The sequence below is a fragment of the Marinospirillum perlucidum genome (genome assembly GCF_003336805.1).
Lineage (GTDB): Bacteria > Pseudomonadota > Gammaproteobacteria > Pseudomonadales > Halomonadaceae > Marinospirillum > Marinospirillum perlucidum.
This window is the reverse complement of sequence record NZ_QFWJ01000014.1, coordinates 20,880-39,695: the sequence shown is the minus strand read 5'-3', so window position 1 is coordinate 39,695 and position 18,816 is coordinate 20,880. Positions and strand designations below refer to the sequence as shown.

The 18,816-nt window shown below is 54.7% G+C and carries 18 protein-coding genes and 1 tRNA gene; 6 read left to right on the top strand and 13 right to left on the bottom strand.

What is annotated here, in order from left to right; all coding sequences use genetic code 11:
• Positions 1-25: 25 nt before the first annotated feature.
• Positions 26-1,246 carry a hypothetical protein gene (locus DFK18_RS14055; RefSeq protein ID WP_114418907.1) on the bottom strand — a complete coding sequence of 407 codons (1,221 nt, stop codon included), beginning with the start codon at positions 1,244-1,246 and terminating at the stop codon, positions 26-28.
• A gap of 168 nt (positions 1,247-1,414) precedes the next feature.
• Between DFK18_RS14055 and DFK18_RS14050 the strand changes: the two genes are divergently transcribed.
• On the top strand, positions 1,415-2,125 hold the full coding sequence (locus DFK18_RS14050) for a hypothetical protein (protein ID WP_114418906.1): 711 nt from the start codon (positions 1,415-1,417) through the stop codon (positions 2,123-2,125).
• Between the two features lie 53 nt (positions 2,126-2,178).
• On the opposite strand, the gene DFK18_RS14045 is transcribed toward DFK18_RS14050, so the two are convergent.
• The 3 genes from DFK18_RS14045 to DFK18_RS14035 all read right to left on the bottom strand — a co-directional run bounded on the left by DFK18_RS14045 (position 2,179) and on the right by DFK18_RS14035 (position 3,342).
• Positions 2,179-2,266: transfer RNA gene (locus tag DFK18_RS14045), tRNA-Ser, on the bottom strand.
• Between the two features lie 69 nt (positions 2,267-2,335).
• Positions 2,336-2,788 (bottom strand): YiiD C-terminal domain-containing protein, encoded by a 453-nt coding sequence (locus DFK18_RS14040; protein WP_162299794.1) that lies wholly within the window; start codon positions 2,786-2,788, stop codon positions 2,336-2,338.
• The gene (locus DFK18_RS14035) at positions 2,785-3,342 is read right to left on the bottom strand and encodes a nitroreductase family protein (RefSeq protein WP_114418904.1); all 558 of its coding nucleotides are present in this window, start codon (positions 3,340-3,342) and stop codon (positions 2,785-2,787) included. Before DFK18_RS14035 ends, DFK18_RS14040 begins: the two co-directional genes overlap by 4 nt.
• A gap of 115 nt (positions 3,343-3,457) precedes the next feature.
• Between DFK18_RS14035 and DFK18_RS14030 the strand changes: the two genes are divergently transcribed.
• Positions 3,458-4,162 carry a hypothetical protein gene (locus DFK18_RS14030; protein WP_114418903.1) on the top strand — a complete coding sequence of 235 codons (705 nt, stop codon included), beginning with the start codon at positions 3,458-3,460 and terminating at the stop codon, positions 4,160-4,162.
• A 90-nt stretch (positions 4,163-4,252) separates the two neighbouring features.
• Here DFK18_RS14030 and DFK18_RS14025 read toward each other — a convergent pair whose 3' ends face one another.
• Positions 4,253-5,026 (bottom strand): ABC transporter permease, encoded by a 774-nt coding sequence (locus DFK18_RS14025; RefSeq protein WP_114418902.1) that lies wholly within the window; start codon positions 5,024-5,026, stop codon positions 4,253-4,255.
• On the bottom strand, positions 5,023-5,988 hold the full coding sequence (locus DFK18_RS14020; protein ID WP_114418901.1) for an ABC transporter ATP-binding protein: 966 nt from the start codon (positions 5,986-5,988) through the stop codon (positions 5,023-5,025). Before DFK18_RS14020 ends, DFK18_RS14025 begins: the two co-directional genes overlap by 4 nt.
• Before the next feature lie 223 nt (positions 5,989-6,211).
• On the opposite strand from DFK18_RS14020, the gene DFK18_RS14015 reads away from it, so the two are divergent.
• Positions 6,212-7,588 carry an NfeD family protein gene (locus DFK18_RS14015; protein WP_114418900.1) on the top strand — a complete coding sequence of 459 codons (1,377 nt, stop codon included), beginning with the start codon at positions 6,212-6,214 and terminating at the stop codon, positions 7,586-7,588.
• A gap of 40 nt (positions 7,589-7,628) precedes the next feature.
• On the top strand, positions 7,629-8,396 hold the full coding sequence (locus DFK18_RS14010) for a slipin family protein (RefSeq protein ID WP_114418899.1): 768 nt from the start codon (positions 7,629-7,631) through the stop codon (positions 8,394-8,396).
• 120 nt (positions 8,397-8,516) lie between these two features.
• Here DFK18_RS14010 and trmH read toward each other — a convergent pair whose 3' ends face one another.
• The 3 genes from trmH to DFK18_RS13995 all read right to left on the bottom strand — a co-directional run bounded on the left by trmH (position 8,517) and on the right by DFK18_RS13995 (position 11,251).
• Positions 8,517-9,224, bottom strand: coding sequence for a tRNA (guanosine(18)-2'-O)-methyltransferase TrmH (gene trmH, locus DFK18_RS14005; RefSeq protein WP_114418898.1), 708 nt, complete (start codon positions 9,222-9,224; stop codon positions 8,517-8,519).
• Positions 9,225-9,243: 19 nt separating this feature from the next.
• Positions 9,244-10,239 (bottom strand): branched-chain amino acid aminotransferase, encoded by a 996-nt coding sequence (locus DFK18_RS14000; RefSeq protein ID WP_114418897.1) that lies wholly within the window; start codon positions 10,237-10,239, stop codon positions 9,244-9,246.
• Positions 10,240-10,312: 73 nt separating this feature from the next.
• The gene (locus DFK18_RS13995) at positions 10,313-11,251 is read right to left on the bottom strand and encodes a ketopantoate reductase family protein (RefSeq protein ID WP_114418909.1); all 939 of its coding nucleotides are present in this window, start codon (positions 11,249-11,251) and stop codon (positions 10,313-10,315) included.
• A gap of 70 nt (positions 11,252-11,321) precedes the next feature.
• Between DFK18_RS13995 and DFK18_RS13990 the strand changes: the two genes are divergently transcribed.
• Both DFK18_RS13990 and DFK18_RS13985 read left to right on the top strand, forming a co-directional pair.
• Positions 11,322-11,816, top strand: coding sequence for a SixA phosphatase family protein (locus DFK18_RS13990; RefSeq protein WP_162299793.1), 495 nt, complete (start codon positions 11,322-11,324; stop codon positions 11,814-11,816).
• Between the two features lie 107 nt (positions 11,817-11,923).
• Positions 11,924-13,132: a YbfB/YjiJ family MFS transporter gene (locus DFK18_RS13985; RefSeq protein ID WP_114418895.1), complete on the top strand. Its 1,209-nt coding sequence runs from the start codon at positions 11,924-11,926 to the stop codon at positions 13,130-13,132.
• Positions 13,133-13,225: 93 nt separating this feature from the next.
• Here DFK18_RS13985 and DFK18_RS13980 read toward each other — a convergent pair whose 3' ends face one another.
• The 4 genes from DFK18_RS13980 to serC are packed head-to-tail and all read right to left on the bottom strand — an operon-like array spanning position 13,226 to position 18,767.
• The gene (locus tag DFK18_RS13980) at positions 13,226-15,457 is read right to left on the bottom strand and encodes a bifunctional prephenate dehydrogenase/3-phosphoshikimate 1-carboxyvinyltransferase (RefSeq protein ID WP_114418894.1); all 2,232 of its coding nucleotides are present in this window, start codon (positions 15,455-15,457) and stop codon (positions 13,226-13,228) included.
• Positions 15,458-15,460: 3 nt separating this feature from the next.
• Positions 15,461-16,564: a histidinol-phosphate transaminase gene (hisC, locus tag DFK18_RS13975; RefSeq protein ID WP_342769768.1), complete on the bottom strand. Its 1,104-nt coding sequence runs from the start codon at positions 16,562-16,564 to the stop codon at positions 15,461-15,463.
• A 10-nt stretch (positions 16,565-16,574) separates the two neighbouring features.
• On the bottom strand, positions 16,575-17,678 hold the full coding sequence (pheA, locus tag DFK18_RS13970; protein ID WP_114418893.1) for a prephenate dehydratase: 1,104 nt from the start codon (positions 17,676-17,678) through the stop codon (positions 16,575-16,577).
• 6 nt (positions 17,679-17,684) lie between these two features.
• Positions 17,685-18,767: a 3-phosphoserine/phosphohydroxythreonine transaminase gene (gene serC, locus DFK18_RS13965; protein ID WP_114418892.1), complete on the bottom strand. Its 1,083-nt coding sequence runs from the start codon at positions 18,765-18,767 to the stop codon at positions 17,685-17,687.
• Positions 18,768-18,816: the final 49 nt, after the last annotated feature.

Below are 18,816 nucleotides of genomic sequence, written 5' to 3'. Positions count from 1 at the left end.
CAGGCTGGCTGCTTCCTGCTTGAACTCAGGAGTAAAGGAACGTCGTTTTCTGGTCATCAGACACCTCGTTTATGGTGGTGATCTTACCACCTACGCTGGTGTCCAGAATCATTGAACCACTACAGCAAGCTGCATTTAACAAAACGATCAGCTTCAAAATCATTTTGGGCTTAGGCTGACGATATTTTTCTGCCAAGTTAGAAATAAAATGACTTCCCTCGGAAAGCCACTCAGCTTTTTCTCTCCTACTTAATGTGCGATCCACGCCCGTTTTTTGAATAACGGCATCTAGCTCTTCTCCCAACTCGCCAAGAAGTCGGTCTAATGTCAATTCAAATTCATTTGGCGACAAGATGCCTGACCAGGAAGTGTTTCGGCTAATCAAAATTGACGCCAAAGATGCAAGGTGGAACCCCATCATTTCTAGCTTGCGGGGATTGCGTAGTCCAAGCGGTGTAAGCTGCCTACTCAGTTGCTTCATTAGCTGGACATCGGAGTCCACTAAGGGAAAGTCGTGAAAGACATCCAGTTGGCACACTGGTGGTGCACGGAGCTTCGTATCGAATAGATATGAGAACCGATACTTTTTTCTTTTGCCTGGATCAAAAACCAAATCCAAAGACAAGCAGTACACGCTGACTTGGCGGCCAAAAATAAGACTGTCATTAAAGCCAGAGTAGGTCTTACGAATATAGCCTATTTTTTTTAGCTGCTTCAGGTACTGAGTGACGCTACCCATGTTGAGACCGGTCAAAGAGACAATCTTTGATTTAGGCAAACCAGTAACCGTGCCAAAGTCATTGGCATGAGCCAGCAGGACTGCAAGGACAAGGCTTTGTCCCTTGTTCAACTCCATTGAATTCTTAAAAGGCCCGCCTTCTCTCCCTCTAGGTGCATGTAACTCCAACTTCTCTAAAGCTTCATTAAAATTCGGACAAACATCCTTGCTATCCCGAATGAACTTTTTGGTCAGCTGAGCGAAGGTAAAACACTGCAAAGGCCGACCTCTTTTGCCAGTAGAAGGTGCCGGTATGAATTTAATCAACCCTGCATCTGAAAGCTCCTTCATCAGTGGTCCAAGCTTGTTTCGGTGAACATGAAGCGACCTGGATAGCTCGCTCATTGAAGCCTGCACGCTTGAAGACATCAAAGAATCACCGTACACAAACGCCAAGCGCAACATCAAAATTCGAGCTTGGTACGATAGCTTTTCTGGAGAGGGAAACCTTAATAATTTTTTCCACATAGTGGCCACCACGGCACCGATATTTTGTCCAAAATATCATTATTGGCATCATCTGCATAGGTATATATATTGCAAATAAAAATAACCATTACACGTAACATTACCATGTAACATTTTTTGTAATATTACGTGTTATACTGATAAAAAATCTGCTGCCAGGAGACCGATATGAGCGAATCAAACACCATTCCTTTCACCAGCTGGGTAGATCCTCAGAACCAAGATCAAGCTCAATGGGTCATCAAGTACCTGCAGAAAAAGAACCACCCACTTCTTCATCCAGCTCATCTACTAGCCCCCACTCAGCTTTTAATCCAGATAAAAGAAGGAAAGACAAACAGCATCGGAGAACCTGAGTTCAAAGAGCTGAGAAGATTGATGGAACTGGCCTGGAGGGTTCACAAAACTCGTAGCAAAAAATCCAGAAAACAACTCGTTCAGATTGAAGTCAGCAAAAGCACCAGAACCAAGCTAAGAAGTGAAGCCAAGCAGCAGGAATCGACCATACCTGAAGTAGTATCGGAAATGATCAGTAGCCTGAAGAACTACAAAAGCCAGATCAAAGAAGAGCTTAGACAGGAAGCTGAGAAGAAACAGAGAATGAAAGATAGGCTGGCTGCAAGACCCAAGAAAAAAGAGCCAGCCTCAGGCTGCACAGACCAGGCACTGGGAGTAATTGCAGAGGCAAAAGAAGAAATCAAGGCTATTCAGGCTGAATTAGATGAAGGCGAAGATATGCTCATCCTTGAGGCCAAAAAGCTGGATAGCCTTAACAACAAAATCAAGATAGTACAGAGTCTTCTTGAAAACCAAAAAGACTTAACAGAAGACAAGGAAACATCAACCCAATTAAATTTGGGGGACCAATTGGGGGACTAGTTCTTTCAGGCATAAAAAAAGCCCTGAAAAATCAGGGCTTTAAATCTTGTTTGTGGCGGAGGAGGAGGGATTCGAACCCTCGATACGTTGCCGTATACACACTTTCCAGGCGTGCGCCTTCGACCACTCGGCCACTCCTCCGTTCAAGTGGCGCGTATAGTACTGCCTCCTTTAAAAAAATGCAAGCCTGATAATCAGTTATCGGGCAAATTAGTTGCCCAGGGCGACATAGGTGCCCTGGTAATCAAAGGCCAACTGGCCTTCCTGCCTGGCTTCGACCTTGAGGTTGATGCGTCCCCGGCCTTTCTTTGCAAAGGTTTCCAGAAAGCTTTGCGGCTGCCCGTCTTCTTCACACCAGCAGTGCAGGGTAAAGTCACCAGTCAGGGGCGCGGTAAAGCGGTTACTGGATTCTTTAACAACCACCGGGCAGCGTTGATCCCTGGCATCCAGCAGCAGGGTGACATAACACCAGCCCAACAGGGTTGCCAGACCGGCCACCCCTCCGCCAAAGCCGGTGCCCTTGTCATTAACCAGGGGAGCCAATTGCAGCTCGGCAATCAACTCCTTGTCCTGCCAATAGAGGTTTTCAATCCCCAGGTGTTGAGTCAGGGGAATGGCTTCTTTCAGCCAGGGTAAAAATTCAGGGCTTACTGCTTGGGTCACGTCCAGCTCTCCACAAAATCACTGACTTGGTGTTCAGGCAGGGGTTTGCGCCGACCGGCGACACTGCCCAGGTAAATAAAGCCGATGAGTTCTTCATTTTGACTCAGGCCGAGTTTTTGATGCACCAGCTCATCAAAGCACAACCAGCCTGAACGCCAGATACCGGCAAAGCCTTCGGCTTCAGCACCAAGCAGCAGGCCATGCGCCGCACAAGCGGCTGACAATCGCTGCTCGCTGGGCGGAGCCTTGGGGTGTTCTTCTATCCGGGCAATCACGGCAATCACCATTGGCGCTCTCAAGGGCTGGTTGCGCAGCTTGTTGAGCAGCTCCACCTCGGCACCGGGGTTTTTATTCTTCTCGGCTTCGACATAGATGTCGCCCAGTCGTTTGAGGCCAGCATTTTTGAACTCGATAAAACGCCAGGGACGAACACTGCCGTGATCCGGTGCCCGCAGGGCAGCCTGATAGATGCGTTCCAGGCTGGCTCCCTCTGGAGCAGGATCAATCAATCGGGGATGCGAATTGCGGTTTAGCAATAAATCAATTGCTTGCATAAAAAAACTCCCGGTTTGCAATTTTTTAAGGCCTGTAGCTTGCCCCCGCTTACTTAGAAGCTTAATCTGTAAGGATAATTCTGCTGCATATCAACACCTTTGAGGACAGCTTACCATGGTGTTAAACCCTCTGGCAGTGGTGCTTTTGGCACAACTGGGCATACTTTTACTGGTTATTATCTTTTACCAGCGACTGCAAAAAAAACGTCTGATCAGGGAACTTGAAGGCCTGAAAGCCGGAGGTGCCCCTCAAGAGCCAGGGTTGAATCTAGGTTCCGGTGCAGGCTTTGATTACGAACATGCTTCTCTGCTGTTGAATCGTATCAACCAGAACTGCCACGAAATCATGACTGAAGCCCCGGCTGCCAAAGAGCTTTGCGGTCATCAGCAGGAGCTGGTCGAAGCCCTGAGTGAATGTCTGGATATCGGCCTGGATCAACCGGCCAAATCCAAGGCTCCGGCAGCCGCTGCTGCGGCCGCTCCAGCGGCTGCTGAAACCGTGCTGGCCGATGATGATGCCGAAGAAGATGATGATGACATTCTCAGCCAGGCGGATCTGGATGAAGCCCTGGGTGAAAGTCCGGCTGACTTGGAAGGTCTTGAAGGTCTGGATGATGAACTGGAAGGGCTGGATGACATCCCTCAGGAAGGCAGTGCTGAAGAACCCGAAGAATACGATCCTCTGGTCTCTTCAGATCGGGTTGACGATGATGAAGACGACCTGCCTGAAGATACTTTGCAGAAGACGCTGGATAATCTGGATGAATTTGATTTCAGCGATCTGGAAGAAGAACTGCTGGGTGATGATGACAAGAAGTAGGCTCTGAACCAACCCCTGCTTCCTGCTTGAATTCCTTCTTGTGCCCACCCTCCCTGGTGGGCATTTTTATTTAAACGCTGCTTCCAAGCATTACTGGCGAATGCCCCGCCCTCTTTCCAGCAGCCAGAGTGCCAGACTGAAGAAGACAGCTATAAACAGGCAGATGGCGCCCAGTGCAACCCAGTGGTTGATATCGGAAACACCCAGAATGCCGTAGCGGAAGGTGTTGACCATATACAGAATCGGGTTGAACTGGGAAACCCCCTGCCAGAAATCCGGCAGCAGATGAATCGAGTAGAACACCCCGCCCAGATAGGTCAGTGGCGTCAGCACAAAGGTCGGGATGATGGCGATATCATCAAACTTTTGCGCAAAGAGGGCGTTGATAAAGCCACCAATGGCAAAAAGAATGGCGGTCAGCAGGACCACGGCAATGGTCACAAAGATATTGTGAACCGTCACTTCGGTAAAGAAGAGCGCCAGCAACGTCACCATAAAACCGACCATCAGACCGCGCGTCACCCCGCCCAGCACATAGCCGGAGAGGATCACCCAACTAGGTACCGGCGAGACCAGGATCTCCTCGATGGAATGCTGGAATTTACTACTGAAGAAAGACGAAACCACATTGGTGTAGCTGTTGGTGATCACAGACATCATGATCAGACCGGGCATGATGAACTGCATGTAGTTGTAGCCATCCATCTCGCCGATGCGGCTGCCGATCAGGTTACCGAAGATAATAAAATAGAGCGCCATGGTGATGGCGGGCGGCAGAAGCGTCTGCACCCAGATGCGGGTGAAACGGCGTACCTCTTTAACAACGATGGTAGTAAAAGCAACCCAGTAAAGCCTTATTCTCATGCTGCACCTGCCTTGGAATCCGTGGTGTTTTCGGCACTGAAATCACTGGCGGCGGTTTTATCCACCAGGGATACAAACAGCTCTTCCAGGCGATTGGCCTTGTTTCTTAAACTCAGCACTTCGATTCCGGCCTTGTTGAGAACCCGGAAGAGCTCGCTGATGCTCTGGCCTTTCATGATTTCCACTTCCAGGGTGGCTGCATCCACCAGACGACAGCTGAACTCATCCAGCTCGGGTGCTTTTTCCAGCGGGCTTGTCAGATCCAGCACGAAGGTTTCGCTGTTCAATTCGGTGAGCAGGGATTTCATGCTGGTGTTCTTGATGATTTCACCCTGGTCGATGATGGCGATATTGCGGCAGAGGCTTTCGGCTTCTTCCAGGTAGTGGGTGGTCAGAATAATGGTCACCCCCTGACGGTTGATCTCCTGCATGAAGGTCCACATGGAGCGGCGCAGTTCGATATCCACCCCGGCGGTGGGTTCATCCAGAATCAGCAGCTTGGGATTATGCACCAGAGCACGGGCAATCATCAGGCGGCGCTTCATACCCCCGGAGAGCATACGGGCCTGCTGGTGGCGTTTTTCCCAGAGCCCCAGATCACGCAGTAGTCTTTCCGTACGCGGGCGGGCGTCCTTTTCACGAATGCCCTGATAACCGGCAGCGGTGAGTACGATGTCTTCGACCTTCTCGAAAACGCTGAAATTGAATTCCTGGGGCACCACGCCCATCAACTGTTTGGCACGCGCAAAATCCTCGTCGATATCCACCCCGAAGATACTGGCCTTGCCAGCTGTTTTACGCACCAGGGAACAGACAATACCCAGGGTGGTGGATTTACCGGCCCCGTTGGGCCCCAGCAGGGCAAAAAAGTCACCCTCTTCGACATCCAGACTGATGCCCTTGAGGGCACGGTGTCCGTTGTCGTAGGTTTTTTCAAGGTTGTGCAAAGACAATGCTTTCATAACAAATATGTTTTCCTTCAGCGGAAATTAGTCGCCCCAGTCTAACAGATTGCGAGCTTAAGGAACTCCTGATAAATGGCTAGCCCAGCTGCTGGCTGTGTTTTCAGGAAAAATGAGCAGGCCTTGTTTGCCCAGCGACCGACCCTGCGCTCTCCTTTTTACTGGCAGCAAGACCGTCAAAATGAACTAGACTTCCTATACCCGGAATCATCAGGGAGGCCTTATGTTCGCTCTACCACGCCTGTGTTTATTACTAGCTGGCCTGCTGGCCGGTCTGCTTGTGTGGGCACCTGCGACCCTGGCCGCTGATGCTGACTCACGCCCTCAGGGTCTGCTCTTGCAGATCCAGGGTACGCTGGGTCCAGCCAGCCTGGATTATCTGGAAGATGGGTTTGCCCGGGCGGAAAAACAAGGTTTTGAGGCCATCATTTTACAAATGGATACGCCCGGTGGGCTGGTTTCCACCACGCGTGAGCTGGTTAGCTTAATCCTCAACAGTCATGTTCCGGTGATTACCTGGGTCGGCCCTGCCGGTGCCCAGGCTGCTAGTGCTGGCACCTATATTCTCTATGCCAGTCATCTGGCTGCCATGGCCCCCACCACCCAGGTAGGCGCGGCCACACCGGTTAACCTGATGGGTGGCGGAACCCCGGCACCGGAATCCCAGCCTGCGGATACCAGCTCCCGGTCTTCTCTGGAACAAAAACAGCTTCAGGCGGCGGTGAGTAGCCTGCGCAGTCTCGCCGAACGCTATGGTCGCAATGCCGACTGGGCTGAAAAAGCAGTGCGGCAAGCGGATAGCCTGACTGCCCAAGAAGCCTTGGATCTGGATGTAATTGAATTAATGGCGGCTGATCTGGATGAACTCCTGCAGGCCCTGCAAGGGCGGGAACTACTGCTTAAAGGCGATCAACGAGTGCAACATAGCCCTGCTCCTCTACAACTGGTTGAACAAAACCCTGACTGGCGTCATCAACTGCTGGCTTTTCTAACCCAGCCGACCCTGGCTTATTTTCTACTCCTGATCGGCTTTTACGGGCTGCTGTTTGAGCTGTCCAGCCCCGGCAGCCTCTTCCCCGGTATTCTCGGGGCCTGCAGCCTGCTGTTGGCGCTCTATGCCTTCCAGTTGCTGCCGGTCAATTATGCCGGTCTGGCCCTGATCGTGTTTGGTGTGCTCCTGATCATCGCCGAGGCGCTGGTGCCCAGTTTCGGGATTCTGGGGATCGGCGGCATCCTGGCGTTTACCTCCGGTTCGGTGCTACTGATGGATTCCGAACATCTGGCCCTGTCCCTGCCCTTGATCGGGGGCTTGGCCCTGATCGCCTCTGCCCTGCTGCTCTGGGCGGTAACCCGCTTCTGGACGCTGCGCAGCAAGCGACCCACCATCGGCCAGGAAGCCCTGGAGGGTGAGGTCTGCGAAGCCCTGGAAGACTTTTCCCACAAGGGACGGGTGCGCTTTCACGGTGAAAACTGGCAGGCGAGAAGGACGCATCCAGAGGGTGTTATCCGCCAGGGCAGTTACCTGCAGGTCACCGGTCATCAGGGGCTTACACTGATGGTGGAGCCCCTACACGCTTCCCGGACGGAAACCGTTCGGTAAATTTTGCGCCTAGAAGCCTGACAAAGGCTAAGGAGTTTGCATGCTATTCAGTTACCTGACGCCCGTGGCTGTGGTCATCCTGATACTGGCAGCCTCCCTGAGAATCCTGCCCGAATACAAACGCGGGGTCATCTTCTTCCTGGGGCGCTTTCAGGCCGTCAAAGGTCCGGGGTTGATCATCGTGATTCCCGGTCTGCAAAGAATGGAAAAGGTCGATCTCAGGGTTATCACCATGGATGTGCCCGAGCAGGATGTGATTTCCCAGGACAACGTCACTGTCCGGGTCAATGCTGTCCTCTATTTCCGGGTGCTGGACCCGCAAAAAGCCATTATCAATGTCGAGAATTTTGTTACCGCCACCAGCCAACTGGCTCAAACGACCCTGCGCTCGGTACTGGGTAAGCATGAGCTGGACGAAATGCTGTCGGAAAGAGACCGACTCAACCAGGATATCCAGGAGATTCTGGATGCCCAGACCGAGGACTGGGGCATCAAGGTTGCCAATGTGGAAATCAAGCATGTGGATCTGGATGAAAGCATGATCCGCGCCATTGCCCGCCAGGCCGAGGCCGAACGGGAAAGAAGGGCCAAGGTGATTCACGCCGAAGGTGAACTCCAGGCTTCGGAAAAACTGGTGGAGGCCGCTCAGGTGATGTCGAAAAACTCGGCAGCCCTGCAATTACGCTACCTGCAAACCCTGAATGACATGGGCAACAAGAACAATGCCTCGACCATCGTCTTCCCACTGCCTCTGGATCTGATGGAGGCTTTCAAGAAATTTACTGATAAATCTGAGCAGAAACAATAAATCTCAAAGCAGACGCTCTGCAAGCGGATCGCACTTGGAAAGCGCTCCTACTCCAATGGCAATACCTCTGGAACAAAGCCGGTGGGAGCGCTGTCCCCAGCGCGAAAGGTAACGGGAAGGTCAGTCCTGCAAAGCGTGTTCTTCAGCCACCCTGGCATTATAGGCCGCAGAAAAGGCCGCCGAGTCTTCCAAATCACCATTGTCCAGAAGGCGCGGATAGGCAAGCCCCTTTTCCCGGCAACGACGGGCCAGATCCGGGTAGCAGGCTTCAAAGAAAAGACGTTGATAGTCGGCTTCGGGCAGACGCGGCTGGTCGAAAAAACCGGCAGCTCGTCTTTGACGTCCGGCCTCAGCCAAGAGCAGGGCGGCCACCACCGAGACATTCAGGGATTCCACCATGCCCTGCATGGGCACACTCACCTGACCATCCACCTGGGCCAGGGCTTCTTCACTCACGCCATCCAGTTCAGCACCCATGACAAAGGCCGTGGGCCGGGTAAAATCCAACTGATCGTAAGGACACGCCTGTTCGGAAAAGTGCGCGGCCAGCACCTGAAAGCCCTGGCTTTTACGCTCGTGGATGGCTTCGGTGACGCTGGCATGGGTTTTCACCTTGACCCAGTGCTGGCTGCCAGCAGCCCGACGCCGATAGGTTTTAAAATCCTGCTCGGGCCAGACCACCTGCAACTCGGGTACGGCAAAGGCATCACAACTGCGCAGAATGGCGCTGATATTGTGAGGTTTGGTTACCCGATCTGTGATTACCGCCAGATCGGGTTGTCGCCTGTCCAGCACCGAACGGATACGGGCTACACGTTCCGGGGTCATGCGTGAAGATCTGATCCGCTTAGATGCGGGTCAACCAACCGTGGGTATCTTCGCTTTCGCCCCACTGGACGCCATTCATCAACTGGCGCAGACGCTTGGTCATGGGACCGGGTTTGCCCGTACCCACTGCCTGTTCCTTGCCGTTATGAATCAGGGTGCCGACCGGTGCCAGAACAGCAGCCGTACCGGACAGGGCGGCTTCGGTTTCCGGCTTGGCGGCTCTTTCCAGCAGCTCTTCAATGCTCAGATCTCTTTCCTGAACATCCATGCCCAGATCTCTGGCCAAAGTCAGCACAGAATCACGTGTGACCCCGTGCAGGAAGGTGGAATCCAGTGCACGGGTAATGACTTCGTTGCCATCGATCAGCAGGAAGTTGGCTGCGCCGGTTTCCTGAACCTGACCATCCGGGCAGTAGAGCACCTGGTCAGCCTGAACGCTTTGGCGCGCTTCCATCATGGAATGCAGGGAGCTGGCGTAGTTGCCGCCACTTTTGACCACGCCCATGTGGGGCGCACAACGCATGCCGTCTTCTTTCAGCAGCAGACGCAAGGCGGTATCACCACCACTGAAGTAGTCACCTACCGGCGAGAGGAGTACATACAGCAGGGAGGTGGCAGAAGGTGCCGCGGCCTTGCCGATAGCGGGTTCGGTACCGATATGGGTCGGACGGATATACATGGAACCTGGGGGTTCGGGAACATCAGCGGCAAAACGGCCGGTGATATCAAGAATCATGGCTTCCAGCTGTTTTTCGTCAATTTCAGGCAGGCCCAGCATGCGGGTGCTCTGTGCCATGCGCTGGATGTTCTTGTCCATACGGAAGATGTTGATGCTGCCATCGGCATGACGAAAAGCCTTGAGGCCTTCAAAGCAGGTGCTGGAATAATGCAGCACGTGCGCGCCGGGGTGCAGAGTCAGAGAATCGGAGGGGACAATTTCCGGAGTCGACCAGCCCGACCCGTCAAAACGGCTTAAAATCATTTCAGGTGTGAAAACGGTACCAAATGCGGTCATCCCCTATACCCTCTAAACGTGTTGTTGTTCAAAAACCTTATATTACAAGGAAAAAGCCAGCTTGCCCAATGCCTCATGCGTTTTCGCGCGTGAGCAGGGCATAGAGCAAACCCGTCATCGGCAAGGTCAGCTGATGCTTCTGCGCCCGCTGTAAAAGACTGCCGCTGATGCCTTCCAATTCCAGCGGACGTCCCTTTTCCAGATCCACCAGCATGGAGGTCTTGATGCCATCAAACTGGCAGATAAGATCGTACATTTCCTCGACATCCTTGCTGTCGATCGCCAGACCTTCTGCCGCAGCAACCTGACCGGCTTCGGCCATCAAGCCCTTGACCACCGGGCCATAGTAACTATCGTGGCTCAGGGTCTGGGTATCCAGGTGAGTCAGCGCGGAAAGCGGATTGACGGCATTGTTCAGCATCAGCTTGCGCCAGAGTTCCAGGGCGATCTGATGGCTGATACGCGAAGGAATACCCGCCTGCTGGAAGTGATGATCCACTTCTTCCAGAAAAGCCTGCTGACGCGGTGGCTGGCCGGCTTCGGGCCAGGCACCCATAACAATCTGGGCCGGACCACTGGCCGAAACTTCACCGGGATTATCCAGATGCCCGCCGATTCTGAGGGCAATGCCGCCCAGCACTCTCTCTTCACCCAGAACTTCGGCCAGCAGCGGCTCGTTATCCACACCATTTTGCAGCGATAAAAGGGGGGTATCCCCGCCCTTCAGCCAGTCAGCAAAGGTCTCCAACCAGGCGGCTGTGGCCTGGGATTTAAAACAGATCAGCAAGAGATCAAAATCTGTCACCTGGTAATCCTTCAGCAGTGCGGCTTCATCCACGGCGGTCACCGGGCGCTGAAACTGAAAGTCTTCATGCTCCACTCGCAGCCCGGAGGTCTGCAGGGCTTTAAGATGTTCACCCCGGGCCATATAAACCACCGGATGACCGGCTTCCTGCAAACGTGCCCCGTAATAACAGCCTATGCCGCCGGCTCCGACTATCAAAAAACGCATGCTGACTCCTGTTAGACATTTTACACTCTGGCAATCACTCTTTTTCCCCACTGACTCTTTTGGAGGTCAAGTGAAGCAGCTAACCCTTATACGCCATGCTAAATCCAGTTGGCAAGATCCCGACCAGAGCGACTGGGATCGCCCACTCAACAAACGCGGGCAAAGAGATCTGCCCGGTCTGACCCAGCGCCTGCTGCAAAAAGTCGAACGCCCGGACCTTTTGCTCTTCAGTGGCGCCCAGCGCACCCTGGAAACCCAGGCCCCTTTGGCAGCAGCTTGGCAACTGCCCGCAACCGCGGTCAAGAAAACACCCCAGGCTTATGAAGCCTCGCTCAATACCCTGTTGATGCTGCTACAGGAACAGCCCGACAGCTGTGAACGTCTTGTTCTGGTAGGACATAATCCGGGCATGTCAGAACTCCTGGCCTTTCTGATCGGGGAAACGCCCCGGCATTATCCCACGGCAGCCTTTGCTCACCTGCTCCTGCCGATCAGTAGCTGGACCCAGCTGGAACCCGGCACCGCCAAACTGGAGGTTTTTGATTACCCCAAGTTGCACGGCTAGCCGGAAAATCAGACGAATAAAAAAACCCGCCGGTCATACGTTCGGGTAGGCGATGCGCAGTTTCTGATATAAGGTAAGACCCATAAGTCTAATTATAAGGAACGCCCATGCTCTTGTCGCCTCGATTCAAGGTACTCCTGGCCGGTGTTTTCAGTCAGATCCTGTGTATTGGCCTGGCCCGCTTTGCCTACACGCCCCTGCTGCCGGTGATGCAGCAACAAACCTGGCTGGGTGAGGCAGCCGGTGGTTGGCTGGCTGCGGTTAACTACCTGGGTTATATGGCCGGGGCACTGCTGGCAGCTTCTTTATCCGACCTGAAAATCAAGGATCTGCTCTATCGCCTGGGCCTGTTGCTGGCAGTCATTACTACAGCCGGCATGGCTGTGACGGAAAACCTCACCCTGTGGATGCTGCTGCGCTTTTTCTCCGGTCTTTCCAGCGCTGCCTCCATGCTGATCGTATCCGGGCTGATTCTTAACTGGCTGATCCGCCATCACCATCGTGGTGAGCTGGGGATACATTTTGCCGGGGTGGGTATCGGTATCGTGGTGGCCGCCCTGGCTGTAGAGCTAATGCTTTATCTCAGTCAGGATTGGGCCAGCCAGTGGTTGTGGTTGGGTTTTCTCGGGGCTTTTCTGGCGGTACCCGCCTGGTTCTGGCTCCCCCGCCCGGAAACAGCCAACCTGACCCGCACCGGAACCACCCTGGAAGACAGCCCCCCGACTCGCCGCTTTATGAGCCTGATGCTGCTGGCCTATTTCTGTGCCGGTTATGGCTATGTGATTACCGCAACCTTTATCGTAGCCTTCGTCGAGCGCCAGCCCGAACTGGCCGGTATGGGACCGACCTCCTTTGCCCTGGTGGGCCTGGCGGCTGCACCGGCAGTGATGATCTGGGATCTGGTCGCCCGCCAGTATGGTTATCTCAATGCCCTGCTGCTGACCCTGGTCTTGCAGATCGGCGGTATTCTCCTGCCTGTGATTCACACCAGCCTAGCGGTCGTTTTGATCAGCGCTCTGCTATTTGGCAGTACCTTTATTGGCTCGGTCAGCCTGGTCTTGACCATGGCCGGACGCCTCTATCCCACCAAACCGGCCAAACTGATGGGCAAGATGACTCTTTCCTATGGCACCGCCCAGGTGGTGGCTCCGGCCTTGACCGGGATGCTGGCGGCCTGGACCGGGGAATACACCCTGGGGCTGTGGATAGCCGGTGGCTTTGTGGCCCTGGGTAGCCTGCTGGTGATCTGGCTGAAACTAACCGATCAAACCGCCCAGGAACTGGATGCCTCAGCGAAGTTAAGCCAGGCCAAGTAGCCGCCTGACTAGCTAGGCAATAAATACTCTTCAAATAAAAAAGCCTTGCCACGGGGCAAGGCTCTTTAACCACTTCAGGTTATCTTCCTGGAATCAACCGGCCAGCTGATCACTGTCCAGTTTCATGCCCAGGCTGCGCGCCAGTTCGGCAAATCCGGGGAAGGAAGTATTGACGGTGGCACAGTCTTCAATGGTGATGGAACCCGAGGCTCGCAAACCGGCTACCGCAAAGCTCATGGCAATCCGGTGGTCGTGATGACAGGCCAGGATCGCGGATGAAAACACCGCTTCCGCTTCGCCCTTGCCTTGAATGTCGATGCCGTCTTCCAGCACTTCACAGTTCACACCCAAGGCCTGCAGACCATCAGCCATGACCTGAATCCGGTCGGATTCCTTGACTCTCAGCTCTTCTGCACCGCGCAGGCGGGTGGTGCCCTGGGCACAGGCTGCGGCTACAAAGAGCGCCGGGAATTCATCGATTGCCAGAGGCACCTGGTCTTCAGGGATATCGATTCCTTTCAGCGGCTGGTAGCGCACACGAATATCCGCCACGGGTTCGCCGCCGACTTCGCGCTGATGGCTGGTTTCCAGATCAGCACCCATCAGACGCAGGATATTGATTACGCCATCGCGAGTGGGGTTGATGCCCACATGCTCCAGTACCAGATCACTACCGGGGGTGATGGCCGCAGCCACCATAAAGAAGGTCGCCGAGGAAATATCGGCAGGAATATCGATGTCCGTGGCGGTCAGTTTGCCACCGCCCACCAGAGAGGCTGTTGCCCCTTCTTTTTTGACCGGATAACCAAAGCCCTGCAGCATCCGCTCGGTATGATCCCGCGTGGGAGCAGGCTCAGTTACCGAGGTTTCGCCTTCGGCCCAGAGACCGGCCAACAGCAGACAGGATTTCACCTGCGCCGAGGCCATGGGCAGATCATAGTGAATGCCTTTGAGTGGCTGACCACCGGCAATTTTCAAAGGCGGACGCCCACCTTCTTCGGTAGCAATTTCCGCGCCCATCAGACGCAGAGGATCAGCCACCCGCCCCATGGGGCGCTTGGATAGCGAAGCATCGCCGGTGAGTTCACAATCAAAGGGCTGGGCTGCCAGCAGACCGGCCAGTAGACGCATGGAGGTACCGGAATTGCCCAGGTAGAGCGGGTCTTGAGGCGCTTTCAGGCCCTGCATGCCAACCCCGTGGATGGTGACCTCGCCATTGTGCGGACCTTCAATCAGCACGCCCAGATCGCGAAAAGTTTGCAGGGTGGCCAGGGCATCCTCGCCTTCCAGGAAGCCCTTGACGCGGGTGGTGCCTTCAGCCAAGGCACCCAGCATGATGGAGCGGTGGGAAATGGATTTATCGCCGGGAACACGAACGCGCCCGGTGACCGGACCACCGCCCGGCTGGGTTACAAAATTGATTTTCTGGTTTTCCATGGTTTGATAGCCCGTCTCATTGAGCAAAGCAGTAAAATAGTCTCTGGCCGATTTGGCATGGGTAAAGGTGCCGACCAATTCCTCGGCATCGCTCTCGGCCACAGCGGTACGCAGGCGTTGCACACCGAGTAAAAATTCATCCAGCGCACCCAGGGTGGCTTCGCGGTTGGCCAGGAAAATATCCCGCCACATGATGGGATCACTGGCGGCAACCCGGGTGAAATCACGAAAACCACCGGCGGCATAGCGGAAGATTTCCAGCCGCTCATCGCGCCTTGCCAGGGTATCGACCAGCGAAAAAGCCAGGAGGTGAGGAAGGTGACTGGTGCGGGCCAGCACTTCATCATGCTGGTCAATCGGCATTTCCAGCACTTCAGCGCCGGTGGCCTGCCAAAGGTCGCGAACCAGTTGCAGCGCCTGGGGCGAGGTGGAAGGCTCGGGGGTCAGGATCACCTTGCGCTGCTGAAACAGCTGGGCCTCGGCCGCTGTAACACCGCTGGTTTCCTTGCCCGCGATGGGATGCCCCAGTACCAGTTGCGGCGGTAGCTGACCGAAAATACGAGTGGCTGCTTCAGCAATCACTCCCTTGCAGGAACCGGCATCGGTGATCACGGTGCTCGCACTCACCAGAGGTTGTAACTGACGCAGGACGCTTTCCATCGACAGCACGGGAACGGCCAAAAGGATCAGGTCAGCACGTGGTGCCATCTCCTCCAGTTTGTCACTGGCTTCATCCACCACACCCAGGGTCAGGGCACCCTGACGCTCATCCTGGGCCAAATCGACGCCCAGATAGTGTTCAGCAAAACCAGCGCGGCGGGCAGCCAGGGCCAGGGAGCCTCCGATCAGGCCCAGGCCCACCACCAATAGATTTCTAACTTGTGCCACGAATTACAGCACCTTGCTCAGAGCATCGATAAAGCGCTGGTTTTCTTCCGGCAGACCCACACTGACGCGCAGGTGATTGGGCATGCGGTAAGGCCGCAGAGGACGCACGATCACGCCTTCTTCCAGCAAGGCCGCGTTCACCTTCTCGGCATCATCGACTTCCACGCAGATAAAATTGCCGACCGAGGGAATGTAGCTCAGGCCCAGCTCGTGAAAAGCTGTTTCCAATTGCAGCAGACCGGCCTTGTTGGTGATTACCGACTTTTCCAGATATTCCTTGTCCTGATAAGCCGCCTCGGCTGCAGCCAGCGCCAGCGCATTGGCATTGAACGGCTGGCGGACTCGATTCAGGGTTTCGGCAATCTGGGTCGAGGAAAGGCTATAGCCCACACGCAGCCCCGCCAGACCATAGGCCTTGGAGAAGGTACGACAAACGATCAGATTGGGGTAGCTGTCCAGCAGCTGCAGCCCATCCGGATACACGCTTTCTTCAACATATTCAAAATAGGCTTCATCCAGAACCACCAAAACCTGCTCGGGAATCTTGTCCAGAAACTCACGAATTTGCTTTTCCGACAACCAGGTGCCGGTGGGGTTGTTGGGGTTGGCGACAAAAACCACCGAGGTCTGCTCATCCACGGCTGCGGCCATGGCATCCAGATCATGGCCCCAGTTATTGGCAGGCACCACCTTGTGTTCGGCCCCGGCAGCCTGAGTAGCGATGGGATAAACCGCAAAAGCATATTCGCTATAAACCGCATTGCGACCGGGTGCCAGCCAGCAGCGGGCAATCAGATCCAAGAGGTCATTGGAGCCATTACCCAGGGTGATTTGGCGACTGCTGACACCCAGCTCATGCGACAGGAGGCTTTTCAGAGAGTAGCCGCTGCCATCGGGATAGCGGGTCAGCTCGGCCAGTTCTTTCTGGATGGCTTCCAGCGCACGAGGGCTGGGACCATGAGGATTTTCATTACTGGCCAGCTTGACGATATCCGCCGGGTCCAGACCCAGCTCACGCGCAACTTCCTCGACCGGTTTACCCGGCTGGTAAGGCATCAGTCCCTGGATACCGGCATTGGCTTTTTTCAAAAAATCACAGCTCATCATTTCACCCTCGTTAAAGAACACCCTTGGGGTAGGAACCCAGCACCTTCATGTCGGCGGCCTGATCACCAATTTCCTGAAGTACCGGCTTGACCTTTTCGTCTTCGACATGCCCGGCAAAGTCGATAAAGAAGACGTAGTTCCAGGCACCGGAGCGGCTGGGACGGCTTTCGATCCGGGTCATGTCCAGATTGTGACGGTTAAAGGGTTCCAGAATCTGGTGCAGCGCACCCGGCTGGTTGCGCATGGAAACCATCAGTGAGGTCTTGTCATCACCGGAAGCTGCCACCTTCTGACGCCCGATAATCAAAAAGCGGGTGGAGTTATCCGGGGTGTCTTCAATATTCTCTGCCAGACGCTTGAGTTCATACAGCTCGGCAGCCATATCACCGGCAATCGCGGCAGAATGCCATTCGGTTTTGATCTTGCGCGCCGCTTCGGCATTGGAGGGCATGGGCACCCTTTCCACGCCGGGATAATGAGCATCCAGCCATTTGCGGCACTGCGCCAGCGAAGAGGCATGAGAATAGATGGTGGAAATCTTGTCGGCGCGGGTGTTTTCACCTACTAGCAGATGCTGGTGAATCCGCAGCACCACTTCACCACTGATTTGCAGGCCGGAATCCATAAAGCTGTCGAGGGTGTGACTGATCACGCCTTCGGTGGAGTTTTCAATGGGCACCACACCATAGTCAACGCTGCCTGCCTCGACTTCGCGGAAGACTTCATCGATCGCCGCCATGGGGACGCTGATCGCGGAATGGCCGAAGTGCTTGATCGCCGCCTGCTGGGTAAAGGTGCCTTCCGGCCCCAGGTAGGCCACCTTGACCGGACGCTCCAGCGCCAGGCAGGCCGACATGATTTCGCGGAAAAGACGCGCCATTTCTTCGCTCGATAGCGGCCCCTGGTTGCGCTCCATGATACTGCGCATCACCTGGGCTTCACGCTCGGGGCGGTAAAAATGCGTCAGCTCGCCTTCTTCAGCCAGCTTGATCTGGGCCACTTGTTGCGCGCATTCGGCCCGCTGGTTAATCAGTTGCTGCAATTGCTGATCAATGGAGTCGATATTCTGTCTGACCTGGGCCAGATCGGGCAGTTGCTTAGTATCCTTGCTCATCAAGCATTAACCTCGGTTCTTGGCAAAAGCGTTCATGAATTCAATCAGGGCATCCACCGCCTCTTCGGGTACGGCATTGTAGATGCTGGCCCGCATACCACCGACACTACGATGACCGGCCAGATTGAGGAAACCGGCGGCTTCGGCTTCCTGCAGGAAAAGCTTATCCAGACTGCTGTCGGCCAGGGTAAAGGGCACATTCATGATTGAACGGTTTTGCGGCTGGATGGGGTTGGCGTAGAAATCATTGGAATCGATGGCCGAATAGAGCTTGCTGGCCTTGCGGCGGTTGATCTCCGCCATCTTGTCCAGACCACCGATGTCGTTTTTCAGCCAGTCAAAAACCAGACCGGACAGATACCAGGCAAAAGTCGGTGGCGTGTTGTACATGGAGCTATTTTCAGCAAAAGTCTTGTAGCTGAACATGGTGGGCAGCCCTTCCTGCGCCTGGTCGAGCAGATCTTCACGCACGATGACCAGGGTCAGACCCGCCGGGCCAATGTTCTTCTGGGCACCGGCATAGATTACGCCAAAACGGCTGACATCCACTGGTGCACTGAGAATATCCGAAGACATGTCACAAACCAGAGGCACCGAGGCTTCGGGAATATAATCAAACTCCAGACCGCCGATGGTTTCGTTACTGGTGTAATGCAGGTAGCAGGCATCCTGGCTGATGAGTAGGTCCTGCTGACGAGGCACAGCGGTCAGGCCATTGCCCTCGCTGCTGGCTGCCAGATGGGTCGGCAGAAAACGCTGGCCTTCGGCAATGGCCTTCTTGCCCCAGATACCGGTGTAGATATAGTTGGCGGTACCGCCCTTGCCACCCAGGTTCATGGGCAGCATGGCAAACTGGCTGGAAGCGCCGCCCTGCATGAACAGCACCTTGTAGTTGGCAGGAATCTGCATCAGCTCGCGCAAATCAGCTTCGGCCTGTTCGGCAATACTGACAAACTCCTGACTACGGTGACTCATTTCCATCACCGACAGCCCCTTGCCCTGCCAGTCCAGCATCTCCTGCTGGGCACGCTGCAAAACAGCTTCCGGCAAGGCCGCCGGTCCGGCACAAAAATTGAATTTACGACTCATGGATTCACTCTTCATGAAGGAAAATAAATGCGCTCTATGATACAGCAAA

Excerpts from the sequence above, each read along its gene's own strand:
- DFK18_RS14020 (WP_114418901.1), bottom strand. The coding sequence starts at position 5,988 with ATGAAAGCATTGTCTTTGCACAACCTTGAAAAAACCTACGACAACGGA.
- DFK18_RS14035 (WP_114418904.1), bottom strand. The coding sequence starts at position 3,342 with ATGCAAGCAATTGATTTATTGCTAAACCGCAATTCGCATCCCCGATTG.
- DFK18_RS14030 (WP_114418903.1), top strand. The coding sequence starts at position 3,458 with ATGGTGTTAAACCCTCTGGCAGTGGTGCTTTTGGCACAACTGGGCATA.
- DFK18_RS14010 (WP_114418899.1), top strand. The coding sequence starts at position 7,629 with ATGCTATTCAGTTACCTGACGCCCGTGGCTGTGGTCATCCTGATACTG.
- DFK18_RS14025 (WP_114418902.1), bottom strand. The coding sequence starts at position 5,026 with ATGAGAATAAGGCTTTACTGGGTTGCTTTTACTACCATCGTTGTTAAA.
- DFK18_RS14000 (WP_114418897.1), bottom strand. The coding sequence starts at position 10,239 with ATGACCGCATTTGGTACCGTTTTCACACCTGAAATGATTTTAAGCCGT.
- hisC (WP_342769768.1), bottom strand. The coding sequence starts at position 16,564 with ATGATGAGCTGTGATTTTTTGAAAAAAGCCAATGCCGGTATCCAGGGA.
- DFK18_RS13985 (WP_114418895.1), top strand. The coding sequence starts at position 11,924 with ATGCTCTTGTCGCCTCGATTCAAGGTACTCCTGGCCGGTGTTTTCAGT.
- pheA (WP_114418893.1), bottom strand. The coding sequence starts at position 17,678 with ATGAGCAAGGATACTAAGCAACTGCCCGATCTGGCCCAGGTCAGACAG.
- DFK18_RS13995 (WP_114418909.1), bottom strand. The coding sequence starts at position 11,251 with ATGCGTTTTTTGATAGTCGGAGCCGGCGGCATAGGCTGTTATTACGGG.
- DFK18_RS14055 (WP_114418907.1), bottom strand. The coding sequence starts at position 1,246 with ATGTGGAAAAAATTATTAAGGTTTCCCTCTCCAGAAAAGCTATCGTAC.
- trmH (WP_114418898.1), bottom strand. The coding sequence starts at position 9,224 with ATGACCCCGGAACGTGTAGCCCGTATCCGTTCGGTGCTGGACAGGCGA.
- serC (WP_114418892.1), bottom strand. The coding sequence starts at position 18,767 with ATGAGTCGTAAATTCAATTTTTGTGCCGGACCGGCGGCCTTGCCGGAA.
- DFK18_RS14050 (WP_114418906.1), top strand. The coding sequence starts at position 1,415 with ATGAGCGAATCAAACACCATTCCTTTCACCAGCTGGGTAGATCCTCAG.
- DFK18_RS14015 (WP_114418900.1), top strand. The coding sequence starts at position 6,212 with ATGTTCGCTCTACCACGCCTGTGTTTATTACTAGCTGGCCTGCTGGCC.